Source organism: Pseudomonas meliae (assembly GCF_001400515.1).
GTDB lineage: Bacteria > Pseudomonadota > Gammaproteobacteria > Pseudomonadales > Pseudomonadaceae > Aquipseudomonas > Aquipseudomonas amygdali.
This window is the reverse complement of sequence record NZ_LJQT01000190.1, coordinates 1-14,475: the sequence shown is the minus strand read 5'-3', so window position 1 is coordinate 14,475 and position 14,475 is coordinate 1. Positions and strand designations below refer to the sequence as shown.

The following is a 14,475-nucleotide window of genomic DNA, read 5'->3' as shown; positions in this document are numbered from 1 at the left end:
TTTGCAGCGCCTCCTTAGGCGTTTTTATGAAAACCTAGCACTCAAGGACTTGGAACGAGAGGAAGAAGCAATCCTCTCTATTCGAAGAAACGATGAAGCGAGAGAGCTCGCATGCTCGCTGGGATTGGATATAGCTGATTAGCCTCAGGCCAGCTTGGCCAACAGCGCTTCGGCCCTAATGTTGTAGTAATCCTCCAGCGTGCTTATCTCGCAGTTCCCGGTGACACTGGCAAACTCGGTAGCTTGGTATCAGGTAGCTTCATCGCGCCATGACTTACATTTGGGATAGCTGCTGCGATAAAGCTAATGCCATTACCAATCAGTCTCCAGCTCTGTGCTGAGGCGAATGCCCATGATCCTGGCCTTACGGTACCTTAATGGCTCTGCATTGATCTCCAAGGCAACGAAACGATTTGCCGCGACCACTAAGCTGTTGAATCGCTCGTTGTGAATAGCTACATACGCAACCAGTCTCTTGCCAGCCGCCTGCATTGAGCCGATGCAGCTAGGTGCTGCCTTCCCGTCTAGGAGTAGCGGGTCAACGTATAGGCAGCATTCCAATATCGGATATTTGAACGCTTCGGGATATCGGATGGAGCCGTGCAGCTTCATCGAAGCATGCTCTGAATAATGGTCACCGATTAGCCTGGTATCGGCGTGCGTGGCCATGCCAAAGGACCACGACATATCCCATTGCCAAATCCGGGCTTGTACGGTTATCCGATCAATTACTGCACGGCTTCGACCAGCCATAGCATTCGTCCTCTCGAACTGGACTGACTTCTGCCATGACCTTATACCTGCTGCTAACGGTTAACCGGGTCTATTCAGATGTTCAGCCAGATACATGGTTAGGGCCATGGCGTCCTGCGGTTTACCCGATGCGGAACGAAACCTTTCTGCCATCGCACTGACGACAAGCTGAGCCCCATTTCGAAGCTTTCCCGTGGCTTTCGCCTTCACAATACCCTTACAAACATCCGTCCGATATTCTGTGGGAATTCCGGACAGATCCAGCTCATTGGAAGCGATATGTGGCGTTTGGGTTTCAGTTAATGGTTTAGGTTTAGGTTGAGGTTTAGTGTTAAGCCGAACTTGGTCCGATACGGTATCGATACCGCATCCGTGGGGTATCGGTACCTCTTCTAGACCTGGGTCTGGGCGGGGACGGAGGGCCTCATTGATCAATCGCTGCTGATTCACTGTAAGTCGTTCTTTGAAATCGCGCAGGAAATCGTCAAGCCACTCGCTCGGAATGCGGCGAATTTCCTCAAGCGCTCTCGCTATCAGTTTTGGCCCCGTCACCTGAGTAGCGGTGTGGTGATCCCACCAGATACGTACCCAAACGACATATCTGACGTGATCATATCTAGCCAGGCCTTCATCTTGTAGTCGATGAATGACCTGTAACCATTGCTCTGCAGTCCAGCCAATCTCAGCTCCTGCAATGCGCGGCACGAGTGGGTATACGCCGGTGATATTGCTGTCGGGCGCTGTTAAAAGGTGCAGCAACGCGACTTTGTCTTCAGTGGTGCAATTCAGCAGGCGCGGGGAGCGCCAAAAATTCTGATCCCTGATGGTTCGTTGTCTGCCCATGCTCACGGCTCCTGGTGCAAACGCACGGAGATGACGTAAGGGACGATCATTGTCGCGCCTCCACCTGCGCTTTCTTGGTTGGCCTACCTGTGTGTTTTGATTTTGGTGAGGTGATGGCCATGGCGGGGCGAGGAGGGTTCTCTGTATTCCCGGTGCGCATCCAAGCTCTTAAGTCACCTAGCCTCCATCGCAGCCTTGAGAGCCCTGGTACAGGCTCAAGCCCTGGCAACTTACGCTGACGGACCGTAAGCGCGCTGAACCCGGTCAACGCAGCAACCTCGGACACGCCGATCAGAACATCGTCGCCAAGCTTTTGTATTTTTTGGATGGTTTCGTAATCTACTGGCATCGGGTTATCGCTCGATTGATCTGTTCGGCACAGATTTCCCCAGTCGAGCGGTTAACAGCTAGGACATGTTTTTAACAGATGGCTTGTGGGGGGAAGCGGGGCTTTAGCCTGTTTTCGAAAACGTCTATTCAGACGTGCGCAGTGGCACAGTAGGTGATTATCTTTGCGTATTCGACCAGCCGGCCATATGCATCCACTTTGGATAACTTGATTCGTGGCGATGACCGCGAGAAGTCGGCCAAAAACGCACGGTCTGTGCTGAACTGACCATTCGGCGCTTAGAAGTTGACACCATCGTCATTCCTGACGATGCTTCGCGCATGAGATATCCAGGCGGAAAAGGCAAGTGCTACCAGCGCTTGATCAACCTGATGCCACCGCATCAGACATACATTGAATCCCATCTTGGTGGCGGTGCTGTCATGCGCAACAAGAAAGCTGCGCAGCGGAACATTGGCTTGGACATCGACGCCAAGGTCATTGAGCTTTGGCAGTCGGGGTTTTCTGAGACCTGCGAACTCCACCAGGTCGACGCTGTGTCCTTTCTCGAAGGGTATGCGTTCGAAGGCCAGGAACTGGTGTATGTAGACCCCCCTTATGTCCCCGAAACGCGCCGGAGAGAGAAGGTTTACCGCTGCGACTACACTGAAGCCGACCATACCCGCCTGTTGCAATGTTTGATCGCTTTACCTTGCAGTGTGATGCTGTCGGGATATGACTGTGATCTCTACAACCGCGAGCTAGTTGGGTGGCGCAAAGTGAGTTTTCCGGCCAAAACACACGTAGAGATGCGTGAGGAGGTGGTGTGGATGAACTTCGCACCGCCAAGTCGATTGCACGACACCCGATACTTGGGCGAGACCTTTCGGGACCGCCAGACCATTCAGCGCCGCCAAACCAGGCTTCGCTCTCGCATCGAGAGCTTAGATCCTATTGAGCGGCACGAGTTACTGCAGTGGATGCAGGAACTTTACGGCAACAACGAGGAGGCTGCCTGATGCAAGTTGGCGCTATTTTTATGGATCAGGTGGTGTTCAACGTTGAGCTACCCAAAGCAGATGCAGAGGTTCTTCCAGGTGTTCCTTGGGGCGCAATGGAGGCGTTTCCAACGCCTGCTTACTGGGCTTATCAAGTTTATGCTCGCCGCCTTTCCGGGGACCGAATCAATTACAAACTGGGCGCAACTCTGAAAGAGGAGGTCGGAGCATGTCTGTTGGGCGGTCATGGCATTCCTGCCAATGTCGGTCTCACTGCTTTTCATCACATGAGAAAGCGTGGTGCATTCGACGAGAAGCCGCCATTAGAAGAAACCCTGCTTGAGTGGCTGCAAGAACCCCTATTGATTGATGGGCGCCAGGTGCGGTACCGGTTCGCCAAGCAGAAGGCCCGCTACCTCAGCGCGGCCCTTAAGCAGCTTTCTGCAGAAAGGCCACCGCTCTCCTCTGGAAAGGAGCTTCGAGACTGGCTACTGGTCATTCCCGGTATCGGTTACAAGACCGCCTCGTGGGTAGCTCGCAACTGGTTGGACGCAGACGACGTGGCCATTCTGGATATCCACATTCTGCGTGCCGGTCTCTTGGGCAAGTTCTTCGAGAGCAGCCTGACTGTCGAACGCAACTATTTAGAGCTTGAGGAGCAGTTCATCCGCTTCAGCAAAGGTTTAGGCGTCAGAGCCTCCGAGCTGGATGCACTGATGTGGCTGGAAATGATGTCTTCCCCCGCCACGGTGCATAGCATCATGGGCTTGGGCCACCATAATCCTGATTCAGTTACTCGCGGCCGACCCAAGAAGCGCAAGACCAACCCCAGCCAGCTTGCCCTGATCAGCTAAAGTACTGGCCCACGGCTCACCTGTGATGCCCAACGGGCAAAAGGTGAGTCCTTGGGCTGCAGCCGTCAGAGCCATCACCCCCAGCAGTGCCCCCGCGTCGCGCCAAATGAGGCTGGCCCCATCTTGGTACTTGCCCAAGGTCTTTCCGGGCTCGGCTAGAAACAGGAAGCGAATAGCTTGATCGCCTTGCAAAACCTGCAAGCTCAGATCGTAGAGGCTCGAGAGCTTTGCGGGTGCATGCTTGAGCTCTAGTAACTGATGGGTTTTAGGCTCATAAAGCCACCATCGTGCGTTACCTGGCCGTTTTACGACAACATGAATTGGATGAATTGCGCCGGCAGATGGCGCAGCACGATGCTCAAGATCGAACCCAAGATTCGAAGCTCTCATCTCTCGCGTTCTGCATGCCATCCAGAGGAACGAACCTAACTGATGGTCGTCGACAGAACCGAACACGCGGCGCGAGACGCGTGCGTCTAGCACCTCGCCAAAGGATCGATCAGGCACTTCCGAGAAAGAGGGGAGTGAGCATATTTCGCACACCTCCCAACTAATCGGGACATAGGGTTCGGGAGCCTCCCTAGGTAGGGGGTCACCCAGGTCGATCCAGGTCATACCCGACCTCTTGAAAAACCTCCATGTATTTATTGCAGCCTCGACAGTTACCGCATGCCACATGCGACTTATGACAGCTATGGGCCCAGGCTAGGAGATCGGCTGGGATACCCGATAGACGCACTAGCTCAGCGGTGGAGAGCCCTATTGCAGGGGCCTCGACAACTATGCCGCCCTCCTGAAGGGAGAGCAGATGGCTGATTGCAGTCATAAACTCAGGTGAGCCATCTTTGTGGAAGCCATCCGACCTCACCGTGCCGAGCCACAGGTGTGTCACGCCAAACGAAATCGCCTTCATCGCCGTCAGCGTGACTAACATTTGATTGCGGTATGGCCACCAGTCCGACGCCGGAGCCAAGTCGTCGGCTCGGGTGCCGGCCATGTCCCCCGATCCTAACTGACGACAGTCAATCTCAATCACCTGATGAGAAATATTCAACTGCCTACATATCGTGCGTGAAGCCTCGATCTCAGCTTGCGCCGCCAGTTGGCCGTAGTTGAGGGTGAATGCGATATCTGATCGCTTCCACCATGCAAGCGCCAAGGAGTCCATGCCGCCCGACAGCAGTAACCCTATCTTCATAGCTCTACCGCTTCCCAAACCATCTGATAGACCGCACTGACGTAGTCATCGGTGATGCGGCAGTCGGAGCCCTCCATCATTTTTTTATCCTGATCGGACTCATTCTCCGCGTAGAAAACGACTGGCTTGTTCAATGCTCGTGCGTAACCTATTTCGTATATCGTGCCCGAATCGAGGCCATCACCTATAGCGAAGAGAACATCGCAATCGCGTACACCTTCGAGATCCTTTTCCACCACTTCTTCAGCATTACCCAGCCCCACATCGTGGTAAGGAGAGAACACATCCAAACCCATATCTATGAGGTCTCGGCGAGCCTGCCCGACCATCCAGAGCTGAGCTAGCGTAAAGAATGGGCCGGCTAGGTAAACCTTCGGGGCATAGCCATTGCGGTATCGCTCGGATGGCTGCAGCGCCTTTGGTTTGAATCCAGCTAGCAATGTTCTGTCTGGAAAACCCTGGGTCTCGCAGTAAAAGGCCGTCGCGACAGATGCAATCGAAGCCGCTTCATGAGCTGATAGACCGTTGTCTAACCAGCCCAGCGCAAAGTGGGCGGCGAAGGTGTCCCCGGAGCCAATCTTCCATACGTGCTCAGTGCGATAGGCCGGTACGCTTGAGATAACCCCGTTGTCATACACAAGTGCGCCAAGTGGGCCCATTTTGATTACAACAACCTCCGCGCGCTCCAGCTTTGCCAATGCCGCCGCTATCTCCTCAGGGAGCAATCCATTAGAGTCTGTAAGTAGCAGGTTGGCTTCGTGGCGGTTCAGAACAAGCGCCAAGTGTTTGGCTGTAGAGCCATTGGCGTTGAAGGACTCAGGGCCTTCGGCGTTCTGGGGATCAAATACCGCATATTCAGCATGCACTACTGCGGTTCCCTTGATCATGCCAAACCTGAGTACCTTTTCGGAACTAACCTGAAGTTGCGAGCTGGCATGGTTGTCGCAGCGAATATCCGGGGTAGCAAGGCCGTGGATGTGCTCGAAGGTCACTCCAGCCTGGGAAGTTGTGAGGTTGAATGCGAAGCCTTCTGCGGCTGCGCGTGCCTCCACAACGACCTGAGTATCACTATCAACGCAGGCATGCAATTCAGCCCGCCCGCCAAAACGTGCAATCGCCGTTGCTGCTCGACCTGCAGATCCATAAATGTCGTCCCAAGCCGGGCGCATGCAGCGTTCTCGGTAAATACCGCCTACAACAATGATCATGGAGCACTCCTTGCTCGTGCTTAGACGTGGAAAACCCGCAGGCGAACTTGCCCGCCACTAACCTGGAGCACACGTGCTTGATATTGCTCGCCCTGGGTCATGCAGTTACGCAGTTGAGTGAGAAGCGAGTGGATGACACTTCCGGCCTCGACGCCATTCCACAGTGCTATGACGATTTGATGGCCGGTCGTTGCAAAGGCGATATCAAGAGTGTCGCCGACGCTTAGCTGGCTAACCACTGATGCTTTCGGCGACGCAAGCTGGGTGTCGAACTGGAGGGTGTCGCATGAATTGGCGGGCGTGGATGAGCCCAGATAGCTTCCGCCTGAACCGGACATATGCATTTCCTTTTGCTAGTCGTATAGAGGGCCTAATAACTAGCACACAGCTGGGGCAAAAGGCCATTGAGATCGATGTTTATAGTCGTCTCGAAGTGGCGCTCTTTGATGATCAAAGGTGGCAGGCTAGCTCGGGTCGACTTCTGCCGGTCGAGGTCTTAACTGTACTGCTCAAGTCCGATTAGACCGACTGGCCAAGTCGAGTGCAAATAATGGCCCGCCTGTACAATTACCCACAGACGGGGTCTGGCTCGATCAGGCCAGCTTCGCCGCCAGCTCCTCCGCAGTAATGTTGTAGTACCGCTTCAGCATGTTTACCTCCCGATGCCCCGTCACGCTCGCGAGCTCAATCAAATTCGGCAGTTTGGTCGCAAGCCGACAGGTCGCTTCATGCCGCAGGTCGTGAAAGCGCAGATTGATCAGGAAGTCTTCCTGAGGCCTGATCTGCGCTACGTCGCAATCTCCCAAGTATTTCAGCCTCGCACGCTCCAGACCTCTCACAAACGCCTTCTTGAGAGCATCAGCCGTGGTGGGGAAGACTCGCCCGCACAGTGAGCGCGGCAAATCCTTGAGCAACTGAATAGCCTTCGGTGAAAGCGGGACGGTTCTGGGCAGGCCGTTTTTGGTTGCAGGCAGGTGCGCGGTTCTACGATCCAGGTTCACATGCTTCCAGCGCAACTCGAAAATCTCGCCACGGCGCATGGCTGTCTCAATCGCGAGTTGGACGATGGGCCGTATCCATGGATTGTGTGAGGCATCAGCATAGGTGCCGTCGGCACGTCGCTCACGAAGCTCTAACGCGCCGAGCATGTATTGCTCTTCAATCGGGTCAAGGCGTCGCGAACGCTCGTCGTTGTAGCTGGGACGGCTGACCATCCTGACCGGATTCTCCGCAAGGTGGATTCCCCACTCGCGGCGAGCAGCCTCAATCACGCACTGAAACAAAGCCAGCTCACGTTTCACCGTATTGCCTTTGCGGATCTTCAAGCGCTCGTCACGGTAGCGGGCAAAATCTGAAGAAGTGAGGGTCGCAACGATACGTGTCGCCAGCGGATGACGCTTGAGCGCTTCCAGGCGTTTGATTTCCGAATACGCGCCTTTGTGCTTCGGTGCGATCTCGGAGATATAGCGATCGATGAGTTGATGAAAGGCGGTGCGTTCAGCCTCGACCCGAGAGACAAAGATGCCCCTGTCGATTTCGCTTTCGATCATGCGTGCCCAGGCTTGGGCATCGGATTTGGTTTCAAAGGTTTTGCGCTGGGCTGGATAGCCCTTACGGCGAATTTGCGCTTCCCACTGATACTCGCCGCGATTCCTGATTGTTGCCATTTCGACCATTCCCGCCACACTTGAGTGTTNNNAGTGTGGCAAATTTGTGGCAAAAACGACTTTCAGGACTAGGACAGGTTTCTGGCAGTGGAGCTAACCCCTTGTAATACAAGGGATAGAAGGTGGTGCACCAGGCGGGATTCGAACCCACGACCCCTGCCTTCGGAGGGCAGTACTCTATCCAGCTGAGCTACTGGTGCGACGCGGGTGCCATGATACTCACATGGGTACGGGGCGTCCAGTTGCGGGCGGTGCGAGACACAAATCACCCAGCGCACCCCGCAACAGCCTTTCATCACCCCAACCCCACTGCCACCCATAAAGGAACAGTCCACCGCTACCGGCACAACCACCAGCTGGTGCATGATGCTCCCCATACCACTCTGTCAGTTCGTTCTCACCGAGGGCATCTTATCAACCAGTTCAAAAGCATCGAGCGCAGCCCGTGTCGCGTTCTTATTACCGGGGCCAGTATCGCGGGGTGTGCTGCGGCCTGGTGGCTGGCGCAGCGTGACTGTGATGTCACGGTTATCGAGCAGGCGTCTGCCTTTCGCGATGGTGGGCAGAATGTGGATATGCGGGGCGCGGCTCGGGAGGTCTTGCGCCTGATGGGGCTTGAGCAGGCGGTGAAGGGCCTCAACACCGGCGAGACCGGGCTTGCGTGGGTCGATGAGGACAACCGCACGGCGGCGCAAATTGATCTGTCCGGTCTGGAGGTCGATGGTCCGACGGCTGAGCTTGAGGTGTTGCGCGGGGATCTTGCGCGCCTGCTTTATGAGGCGTCGTCTGCTGATGCGTTCTATCGCTTTGGTGATCGCATCGTTTCGGTCGAGCACGATAACGAGGGCGTGTCGGTCACGTTCGAGGGCGGTGGCCAGGAGCGTTTTGATCTGCTGATCATTGCTGAAGGTGTCGGCTCGCGTACGCGGGAGCTGGTGTTCCCCGGCGAGAATCAGCCGCGCAGGATGGACTTGGCCAGCGCGTTCTTCACTGTGCCCCGCGCGCCGACCGATAGCCAGACGGCACGTTGGTATAACGCGGTGGGAGGGCGCAGTGCGGGCGTTCGTCCGGACAATCGCGGTACGACGCGTGCGTTCTTTAATGTGCATGGCCGAAGCCACCTTGCGGTAGGCAACAGTGTTGCCGAGCAGAAGGCGTTTCTCCGGGCGTCGTTTGCAGGCGCGGGATGGGAGGTGCCTCGTCTGCTGGAGGGGATGGAGGCGGCGGAGGACTTCTGGTTTGATGATCTGCGCCAGGTGAAGATGGATCGCTGGTCGAATGGCCCTGTGGTGTTGCTGGGCGATGCGGCCTGGTGTGTCACGCCGCTGGGCGGGGTCGGTGCTTCGCTGGCGCTGATTGGTGCGTATGTGCTGGCGGGCGAACTCACCAGAACCGACACGATTGCAGGGGCCCTTGCTGCGTACGAATATGTGCTGCGGCCTGTGGTGAAAAAGTCGCAGAATGTGCCGAAGCTTGTGCCGCGTCTGGTTCATCCTCGCAGTCGCACGGGGGTGAAGGTCCTTCGCGCCGTGCAGCGTTTGGTCGCAACACCCTTCATCAGCAAGCGTGCTGCCAAGGCGCTGACCCCGGCGATTCAGTCCTTCACGCTTCCGGATTATCGATAGCGCTACAGGCGTGCGTTAAAAGCTGCGCCGGGCCCTGCGGTGGTCATGGCGCTGTCGAACTCGATCAGCCACGGCCCGGCCAGGACGATGATCGGGTTGTTCGGCAATGCCTTGAGGTTGATCGTGACCTTCGCCGGTTGCTCCGTGGTCGCTCACGGCTTTTATGCGCCGCATGATCACACTGCGGCTGCCTTGCGTTCAGGTTCGTCGCTGATCAGAAAACTACACACCTCCATACGCCCGTTCTTTTTTTCGAACGGGCTATTGTCCTTTCCCCCCGCAATGCCTAGGATTCGTTTGAGATTTCAAACGCTCTTGTTCGGTCTTCCTGCCTTCATGCGTTGCGCAGCGCTGGAACCCGATAGAATGTTTTCCTGACGATGGCTTCCAAATGGGGTGCATCGATATCAATTGTTCGCGTCGCCTGTCGGGCGATGCTGTTTAGGAGGCCGACATGCAGCTCAAAGATTCCACACTGTTCCGCCAGCAAGCCTACATCAACGGCCAGTGGCTGGATGCGGACGGTGGTCAGTCGATCAAGGTCAACAACCCTGCCAACAACGAGATCCTCGGCACTGTGCCAAAAATGGGCGCAGCCGAGACGCGCCGGGCGATTGAGGCGGCTGACAAGGCGCTGCCGGCCTGGCGTGCGCTGACCGCCAAAGAGCGCGGCAACAAGCTGCGTCGCTGGTTCGAGCTGATGATCGAGAACCAGGACGACCTGGGTCTGTTGATGACCATGGAGCAGGGCAAGCCGCTGGCCGAAGCCAAGGGCGAGATCGCCTACGCCGCGTCGTTCATCGAGTGGTTCGCCGAAGAGGCCAAGCGCGTGTATGGCGATGTGATCCCTGGTCACCAGCCGGACAAGCGCCTGATCGTGCTCAAGCAACCGATTGGTGTGACGGCGGCGATCACCCCGTGGAACTTCCCGGCGGCAATGATCACCCGTAAGGCCGGTCCGGCACTGGCGGCGGGCTGCACCATGGTGCTCAAGCCTGCGTCGCAAACGCCGTTCTCGGCACTGGCCTTGGCTGAACTGGCCGAGCGTGCGGGTATCCTGGCTGGCGTGTTCAGCGTGGTGACCGGCAGCGCAGGCGATATCGGTGCCGAGCTGACCGGCAGCCCGATCGTGCGCAAACTGTCCTTCACCGGCTCGACCGACATTGGTCGCCAGCTGATGGCCGAGTGCGCCAAGGACATCAAGAAGGTTTCTCTGGAGCTGGGCGGTAACGCGCCTTTCATCGTGTTCGACGATGCCGACCTCGACAAGGCGGTTGAAGGCGCAATGATCTCCAAGTACCGCAACAACGGCCAGACCTGCGTGTGCGCCAACCGCATCTACGTGCAGGACGCGGTGTATGACGCGTTCGCCGAGAAGCTCAAGGCGGCGGTCGGCAAGCTGAAGATCGGTAACGGCCTGGAAGAAGGCGTCACCACCGGCCCGTTGATCGACGACAAGGCCGTGGCCAAGGTCAAGGAACACATCGCCGACGCTGTCAGCAAAGGCGCAACCGTGCTGACTGGCGGCAACAGCCTGGAAGGCTCGTTCTTCGAACCGACCATTCTGGTCAACGTGTCGAAAGATGCCGCCGTGGCCCGGGAAGAAACTTTTGGTCCGCTGGCCCCGCTGTTCCGCTTCAAGGATGAGGCTGAAGTGATTGCGATGGCCAACGACACCGAGTTTGGTCTGGCGTCGTACTTCTATGCGCAGAACATGAGCCGTGTGTTCCGTGTTGCCGAGGCGCTGGAATATGGCATGGTAGGTATCAATACCGGCCTGATCTCCAACGAATTGGCACCGTTCGGCGGTATCAAGTCGTCCGGCCTGGGCCGTGAAGGCTCCAAGTACGGCATCGAAGATTATCTGGAAATCAAATACCTCTGCCTGTCGGTCTGACCGACACTCGGGTATTGCAGCCGATGGCGCGCGAGAGCGACGTGTCATCGGCTTTTGTTGCACCGCAGTTTCCTGGTGGCCTGAAGGCTGCAGCAGTCGATCATCGTATGCTGCCGCAGTTGATCCGGTCCGCTTGATCCTTGACCCACGCCGACCGATGAGCGGCGAATGAGGAATACATGAGCAAGACTAACGAATCCCTGATGCAACGCCGCCATGCTGCCGTCCCGCGTGGCGTTGGTCAGATCCACCCGATCTTCGCAGCTTCGGCGAAGAACGCGACCGTTACCGACGTGGAAGGTCGTGAATTCATCGACTTCGCGGGCGGCATTGCCGTTCTGAATACCGGTCACCTGCACCCGAAGATTATCGCTGCGGTGCAAGAGCAGCTGACCAAGCTGAGCCATACCTGCTTCCAGGTGCTGGCCTACGAGCCTTACGTCGAGCTGTGCGAGAAAATCAACGCCAAAGTGCCGGGTGATTTCGAGAAGAAAACCCTGCTGGTCACCACCGGTTCCGAAGCGGTTGAAAACGCCGTGAAGATCGCGCGTGCTGCCACTGGCCGTGCGGGCGTGATCGCCTTCACCGGCGCTTACCATGGTCGCACCATGATGACCCTGGGCCTGACCGGCAAGGTTGTGCCTTACTCGGCGGGCATGGGCCTGATGCCGGGCGGTATCTTCCGCGCGCTGTACCCTTGCGAGCTGCATGGCGTGAGCGTTGACGATTCCATCGCCAGCATCGAGCGCATCTTCAAGAACGACGCCGAGCCCAAGGACATCGCTGCAATCATCATCGAGCCCGTACAGGGCGAAGGTGGTTTCTACGTGGCACCGAAGGTGTTCATGTTGCGTCTGCGCGAGCTGTGCGACAAGCACGGCATTCTACTGATCGCAGACGAAGTGCAGACTGGCGCTGGCCGTACCGGCACGTTCTTCGCGATGGAACAGATGGGCGTTGCAGCCGACCTGACCACCTTCGCCAAGTCCATCGCCGGTGGCTTCCCGCTAGCGGGCGTGTGCGGCAAGGCTGAATACATGGATGCCATCGCACCGGGCGGTCTGGGCGGCACCTATGCCGGTAGCCCGGTTGCTTGCGCTGCCGCGCTGGCGGTGCTGGATATCTTCGAAGAAGAGCACCTGCTGGACCGTTGCAAGGCAGTCGGCGAGCGTCTGGTGACTGCGCTCAAGGGCATTCAGGCCAAGTACCCGGTCATCGGCGAAGTGCGTGCGCTGGGCGCGATGATCGCCGTCGAACTGTTCGAAGACGGCGATTCGCACAAGCCTAACGCTGCGGCAGTGGCGCAGGTGGTTGCCAAGGCGCGTGACAAGGGTCTGATCCTGCTGTCCTGCGGTACTTACGGCAACGTGTTGCGCGTGCTGGTGCCGTTGACTGCCGAAGACGAATTGCTGACCCGCGGGCTGGCCATTCTGGAAGAATGCTTCGCTGAAATCGCGTAAAAAGTGTGAAGTCGTAAATTGATTAATTTATGACCAAACAGACAAAAAAAGCCCGTTTCGACGGGTTTTTTTTGGTCTGGAGGAGGGTATTTCGCTCTTTTTGCTATATCCGGACGAAGGCTTTGGCTAAGGTGAACGCATCGATGTCGGAGAGTCATGATGACTGCTGTAGATTTGCCCGCGGTACCTCGCGTATTGATTGCTGAGTCTGATCCGTGGGTTCGCGAAACACTCAGCGATCTGGTGTTGGGTGTGCGAGCGGACGTCGACCTGGAAATGTGTACCGATGGCAAGCAGGCCGTCGAGTGGATGAAGAAACAACTGCCTGACCTGATCATCGCCGCACGCGAGCTGCCGGGGATAGACGGGTTGAGCCTGTTGCGTGGCGTACGCAACCTGCGTCGTCAGCCAGCCATCCCGTTCATCCTGATCAGCAATCGCAACGACAGCGCCAGCGTGCGTGAGGTCTTGCCACTGGCGCCGACTGCCTATCTGACCAAACCCCTGAATACCGAAGGGCTACGCCAGCGCCTGGAAAGCCTGCTGCTGGAACGTCAGGCCCCGGTTGCGGGCGCAGTGCCCGCGCTGACGCCGGGTTTGACGCTGACCAAGTTTCTCGACAAGCGCCGTGACGTGGCTGACGGCGCGCCACTGTTCGTAGATGTCGCGACGGCGATAAAACTCAGCCAGACCGCCAACGGCATCGACGCTGCCTTGCTGGAGCAGGAACTGCGCAACGATCCGCACATCACTGCCGTGTTGATCGCCGCCGCCAACAGTGCCGCGCAACATTTGGGCAAGCCAGTGCAGACCATGGGCGGGGCGCTGGCCATTCTCGGGCCGGTGCAGGGTGCAAATATCGCGTCAGGCCTGGCCAAGAAACGTATGGCCGTGCTGACCAGCGACGCGTTGCTGGCCCAGGCCAGTGAGCTTTGGACCATGTCGCAACGCACGGCTGATTACGCGCGCATTCTGGGCGGCATGTTGGAGCTGGATGTAGAGCGTTGCTTCTGCGCCGGTCTGCTGCAGTCGCTGGGCGATCTTGCTGTGCTGGGTTGTTTGCAGGAATGGCTGCTGGCTGGCGGCGAGTTGAATGAAGACGTGATCAAGCAATCGCTGGAGCAGTATTCCGCTGCCTTCGGTTCCGCTCTGCGCACCCGCTGGCGTTTGCCGCTGGAACTGCGTGAGCTGATCGCTGCGGTGTATCAGTACAACACCAGCATCTTTACTCGCGAAGTGTTGGCAATGAACCTGGCGGGGCAGATGGCACGTCTGGGCGAGGAAGAGAGTGTCAACACGCTGATCAAGACCAAGTCGGCCAAACTGTTGAAGCTGAGCGTCGGTGACTTGCAGCGTTTGCGCAAGAAACTGACCGGCGTGACTGACCCAAGCCTGTTGAAACCCTTGCCAACCGAACCTGAGGTGGCTGCCGAGACGGTGGAGGGGGAGGACGAGCCTGATTTGCTGGACCTGACACCTGAACCACCTGCCGAAGAGGCTGCTGTAATCGAGGACCCGGCCAGCGCCATTCAGGGCCCGCTCGAGAAGTAGAAACCTGACTGAGGCCTTCGCGAGCAAGACGGATCGCCGCCCAGTCGCTCCCTCAGGGCGTCATGCCGAGTGCACACTCGTGGGAGCGAGCAT

Annotated in this window: 12 protein-coding genes, 1 tRNA gene and 1 pseudogene; 7 read left to right on the top strand and 7 right to left on the bottom strand. The window is 57.3% G+C overall.

Features of this window, described 5'->3' with window-relative positions; translation table 11 throughout:
- Window positions 1-813: 813 nt before the first annotated feature.
- Window positions 814-1,596, bottom strand: coding sequence for a hypothetical protein (locus ALO64_RS08515; RefSeq protein WP_044343499.1), 783 nt, complete (start codon window positions 1,594-1,596; stop codon window positions 814-816).
- A gap of 669 nt (window positions 1,597-2,265) precedes the next feature.
- On the opposite strand from ALO64_RS08515, the gene ALO64_RS08510 reads away from it, so the two are divergent.
- Both ALO64_RS08510 and ALO64_RS08505 read left to right on the top strand, forming a co-directional pair.
- Window positions 2,266-2,943: a DNA adenine methylase gene (locus tag ALO64_RS08510; RefSeq protein WP_044343500.1), complete on the top strand. Its 678-nt coding sequence runs from the start codon at window positions 2,266-2,268 to the stop codon at window positions 2,941-2,943.
- Window positions 2,943-3,776: an 8-oxoguanine DNA glycosylase gene (locus tag ALO64_RS08505; RefSeq protein ID WP_005745782.1), complete on the top strand. Its 834-nt coding sequence runs from the start codon at window positions 2,943-2,945 to the stop codon at window positions 3,774-3,776. The genes ALO64_RS08510 and ALO64_RS08505 overlap by 1 nt, the downstream gene beginning before the upstream one ends.
- Here the strand turns inward: ALO64_RS08505 and ALO64_RS08500 are convergent.
- The 6 genes from ALO64_RS08500 to ALO64_RS08470 form a co-directional block, all read right to left on the bottom strand.
- Window positions 3,711-4,391 carry a nitroreductase family protein gene (locus ALO64_RS08500; RefSeq protein ID WP_005745783.1) on the bottom strand — a complete coding sequence of 227 codons (681 nt, stop codon included), beginning with the start codon at window positions 4,389-4,391 and terminating at the stop codon, window positions 3,711-3,713. The two genes, ALO64_RS08505 and ALO64_RS08500, sit on opposite strands and share 66 nt — an antisense overlap.
- A complete protein-coding gene (locus ALO64_RS08495; RefSeq protein ID WP_044343501.1) occupies window positions 4,369-4,974 on the bottom strand; it encodes a 7-cyano-7-deazaguanine synthase in 606 nt (201 codons plus the stop codon). Before ALO64_RS08495 ends, ALO64_RS08500 begins: the two co-directional genes overlap by 23 nt.
- A complete protein-coding gene (locus tag ALO64_RS08490; RefSeq protein ID WP_044343502.1) occupies window positions 4,971-6,182 on the bottom strand; it encodes a PfkB family carbohydrate kinase in 1,212 nt (403 codons plus the stop codon). The genes ALO64_RS08495 and ALO64_RS08490 overlap by 4 nt, the downstream gene beginning before the upstream one ends.
- A gap of 20 nt (window positions 6,183-6,202) precedes the next feature.
- Window positions 6,203-6,520, bottom strand: a complete 318-nt coding sequence (locus tag ALO64_RS25055) for a hypothetical protein (RefSeq protein ID WP_103408422.1) — start codon at window positions 6,518-6,520, stop codon at window positions 6,203-6,205.
- Between the two features lie 255 nt (window positions 6,521-6,775).
- A complete protein-coding gene (locus ALO64_RS08475) occupies window positions 6,776-7,858 on the bottom strand; it encodes a site-specific integrase (protein WP_005745789.1) in 1,083 nt (360 codons plus the stop codon).
- A gap of 114 nt (window positions 7,859-7,972) precedes the next feature.
- A tRNA-Arg gene (locus ALO64_RS08470) sits at window positions 7,973-8,049 on the bottom strand.
- Window positions 8,050-8,205: 156 nt separating this feature from the next.
- Here ALO64_RS08470 and ALO64_RS08465 point away from each other — a divergent pair.
- The 5 genes and pseudogenes from ALO64_RS08465 to ALO64_RS08450 all read left to right on the top strand — a co-directional run bounded on the left by ALO64_RS08465 (window position 8,206) and on the right by ALO64_RS08450 (window position 14,382).
- A complete protein-coding gene (locus ALO64_RS08465) occupies window positions 8,206-9,474 on the top strand; it encodes an FAD-dependent monooxygenase (protein WP_044343521.1) in 1,269 nt (422 codons plus the stop codon).
- Between the two features lie 45 nt (window positions 9,475-9,519).
- Window positions 9,520-9,600: pseudogene (locus tag ALO64_RS26795) on the top strand (LysE family translocator); the annotation flags it as partial.
- 328 nt (window positions 9,601-9,928) lie between these two features.
- Window positions 9,929-11,371 carry an NADP-dependent succinate-semialdehyde dehydrogenase gene (gene gabD / locus ALO64_RS08460; protein ID WP_044343504.1) on the top strand — a complete coding sequence of 481 codons (1,443 nt, stop codon included), beginning with the start codon at window positions 9,929-9,931 and terminating at the stop codon, window positions 11,369-11,371.
- A gap of 179 nt (window positions 11,372-11,550) precedes the next feature.
- Window positions 11,551-12,831, top strand: coding sequence for a 4-aminobutyrate--2-oxoglutarate transaminase (gene gabT, locus ALO64_RS08455; protein WP_044343505.1), 1,281 nt, complete (start codon window positions 11,551-11,553; stop codon window positions 12,829-12,831).
- 156 nt (window positions 12,832-12,987) lie between these two features.
- On the top strand, window positions 12,988-14,382 hold the full coding sequence (locus ALO64_RS08450) for a response regulator (protein ID WP_044343506.1): 1,395 nt from the start codon (window positions 12,988-12,990) through the stop codon (window positions 14,380-14,382).
- Window positions 14,383-14,475 lie beyond the last annotated feature (93 nt).

Coding starts and splice junctions, on each gene's coding strand:
- ALO64_RS08515 (WP_044343499.1), bottom strand. CDS start 1,596: ATGGGCAGACAACGAACCATCAGGGATCAGAATTTTTGGCGCTCCCCG.
- ALO64_RS08510 (WP_044343500.1), top strand. CDS start 2,266: ATGAGATATCCAGGCGGAAAAGGCAAGTGCTACCAGCGCTTGATCAAC.
- ALO64_RS08505 (WP_005745782.1), top strand. CDS start 2,943: ATGCAAGTTGGCGCTATTTTTATGGATCAGGTGGTGTTCAACGTTGAG.
- ALO64_RS08500 (WP_005745783.1), bottom strand. CDS start 4,391: ATGACCTGGATCGACCTGGGTGACCCCCTACCTAGGGAGGCTCCCGAA.
- ALO64_RS08495 (WP_044343501.1), bottom strand. CDS start 4,974: ATGAAGATAGGGTTACTGCTGTCGGGCGGCATGGACTCCTTGGCGCTT.
- ALO64_RS08490 (WP_044343502.1), bottom strand. CDS start 6,182: ATGATCATTGTTGTAGGCGGTATTTACCGAGAACGCTGCATGCGCCCG.
- ALO64_RS25055 (WP_103408422.1), bottom strand. CDS start 6,520: ATGTCCGGTTCAGGCGGAAGCTATCTGGGCTCATCCACGCCCGCCAAT.
- ALO64_RS08475 (WP_005745789.1), bottom strand. CDS start 7,858: ATGGTCGAAATGGCAACAATCAGGAATCGCGGCGAGTATCAGTGGGAA.
- gabD (WP_044343504.1), top strand. CDS start 9,929: ATGCAGCTCAAAGATTCCACACTGTTCCGCCAGCAAGCCTACATCAAC.
- gabT (WP_044343505.1), top strand. CDS start 11,551: ATGAGCAAGACTAACGAATCCCTGATGCAACGCCGCCATGCTGCCGTC.
- ALO64_RS08450 (WP_044343506.1), top strand. CDS start 12,988: ATGATGACTGCTGTAGATTTGCCCGCGGTACCTCGCGTATTGATTGCT.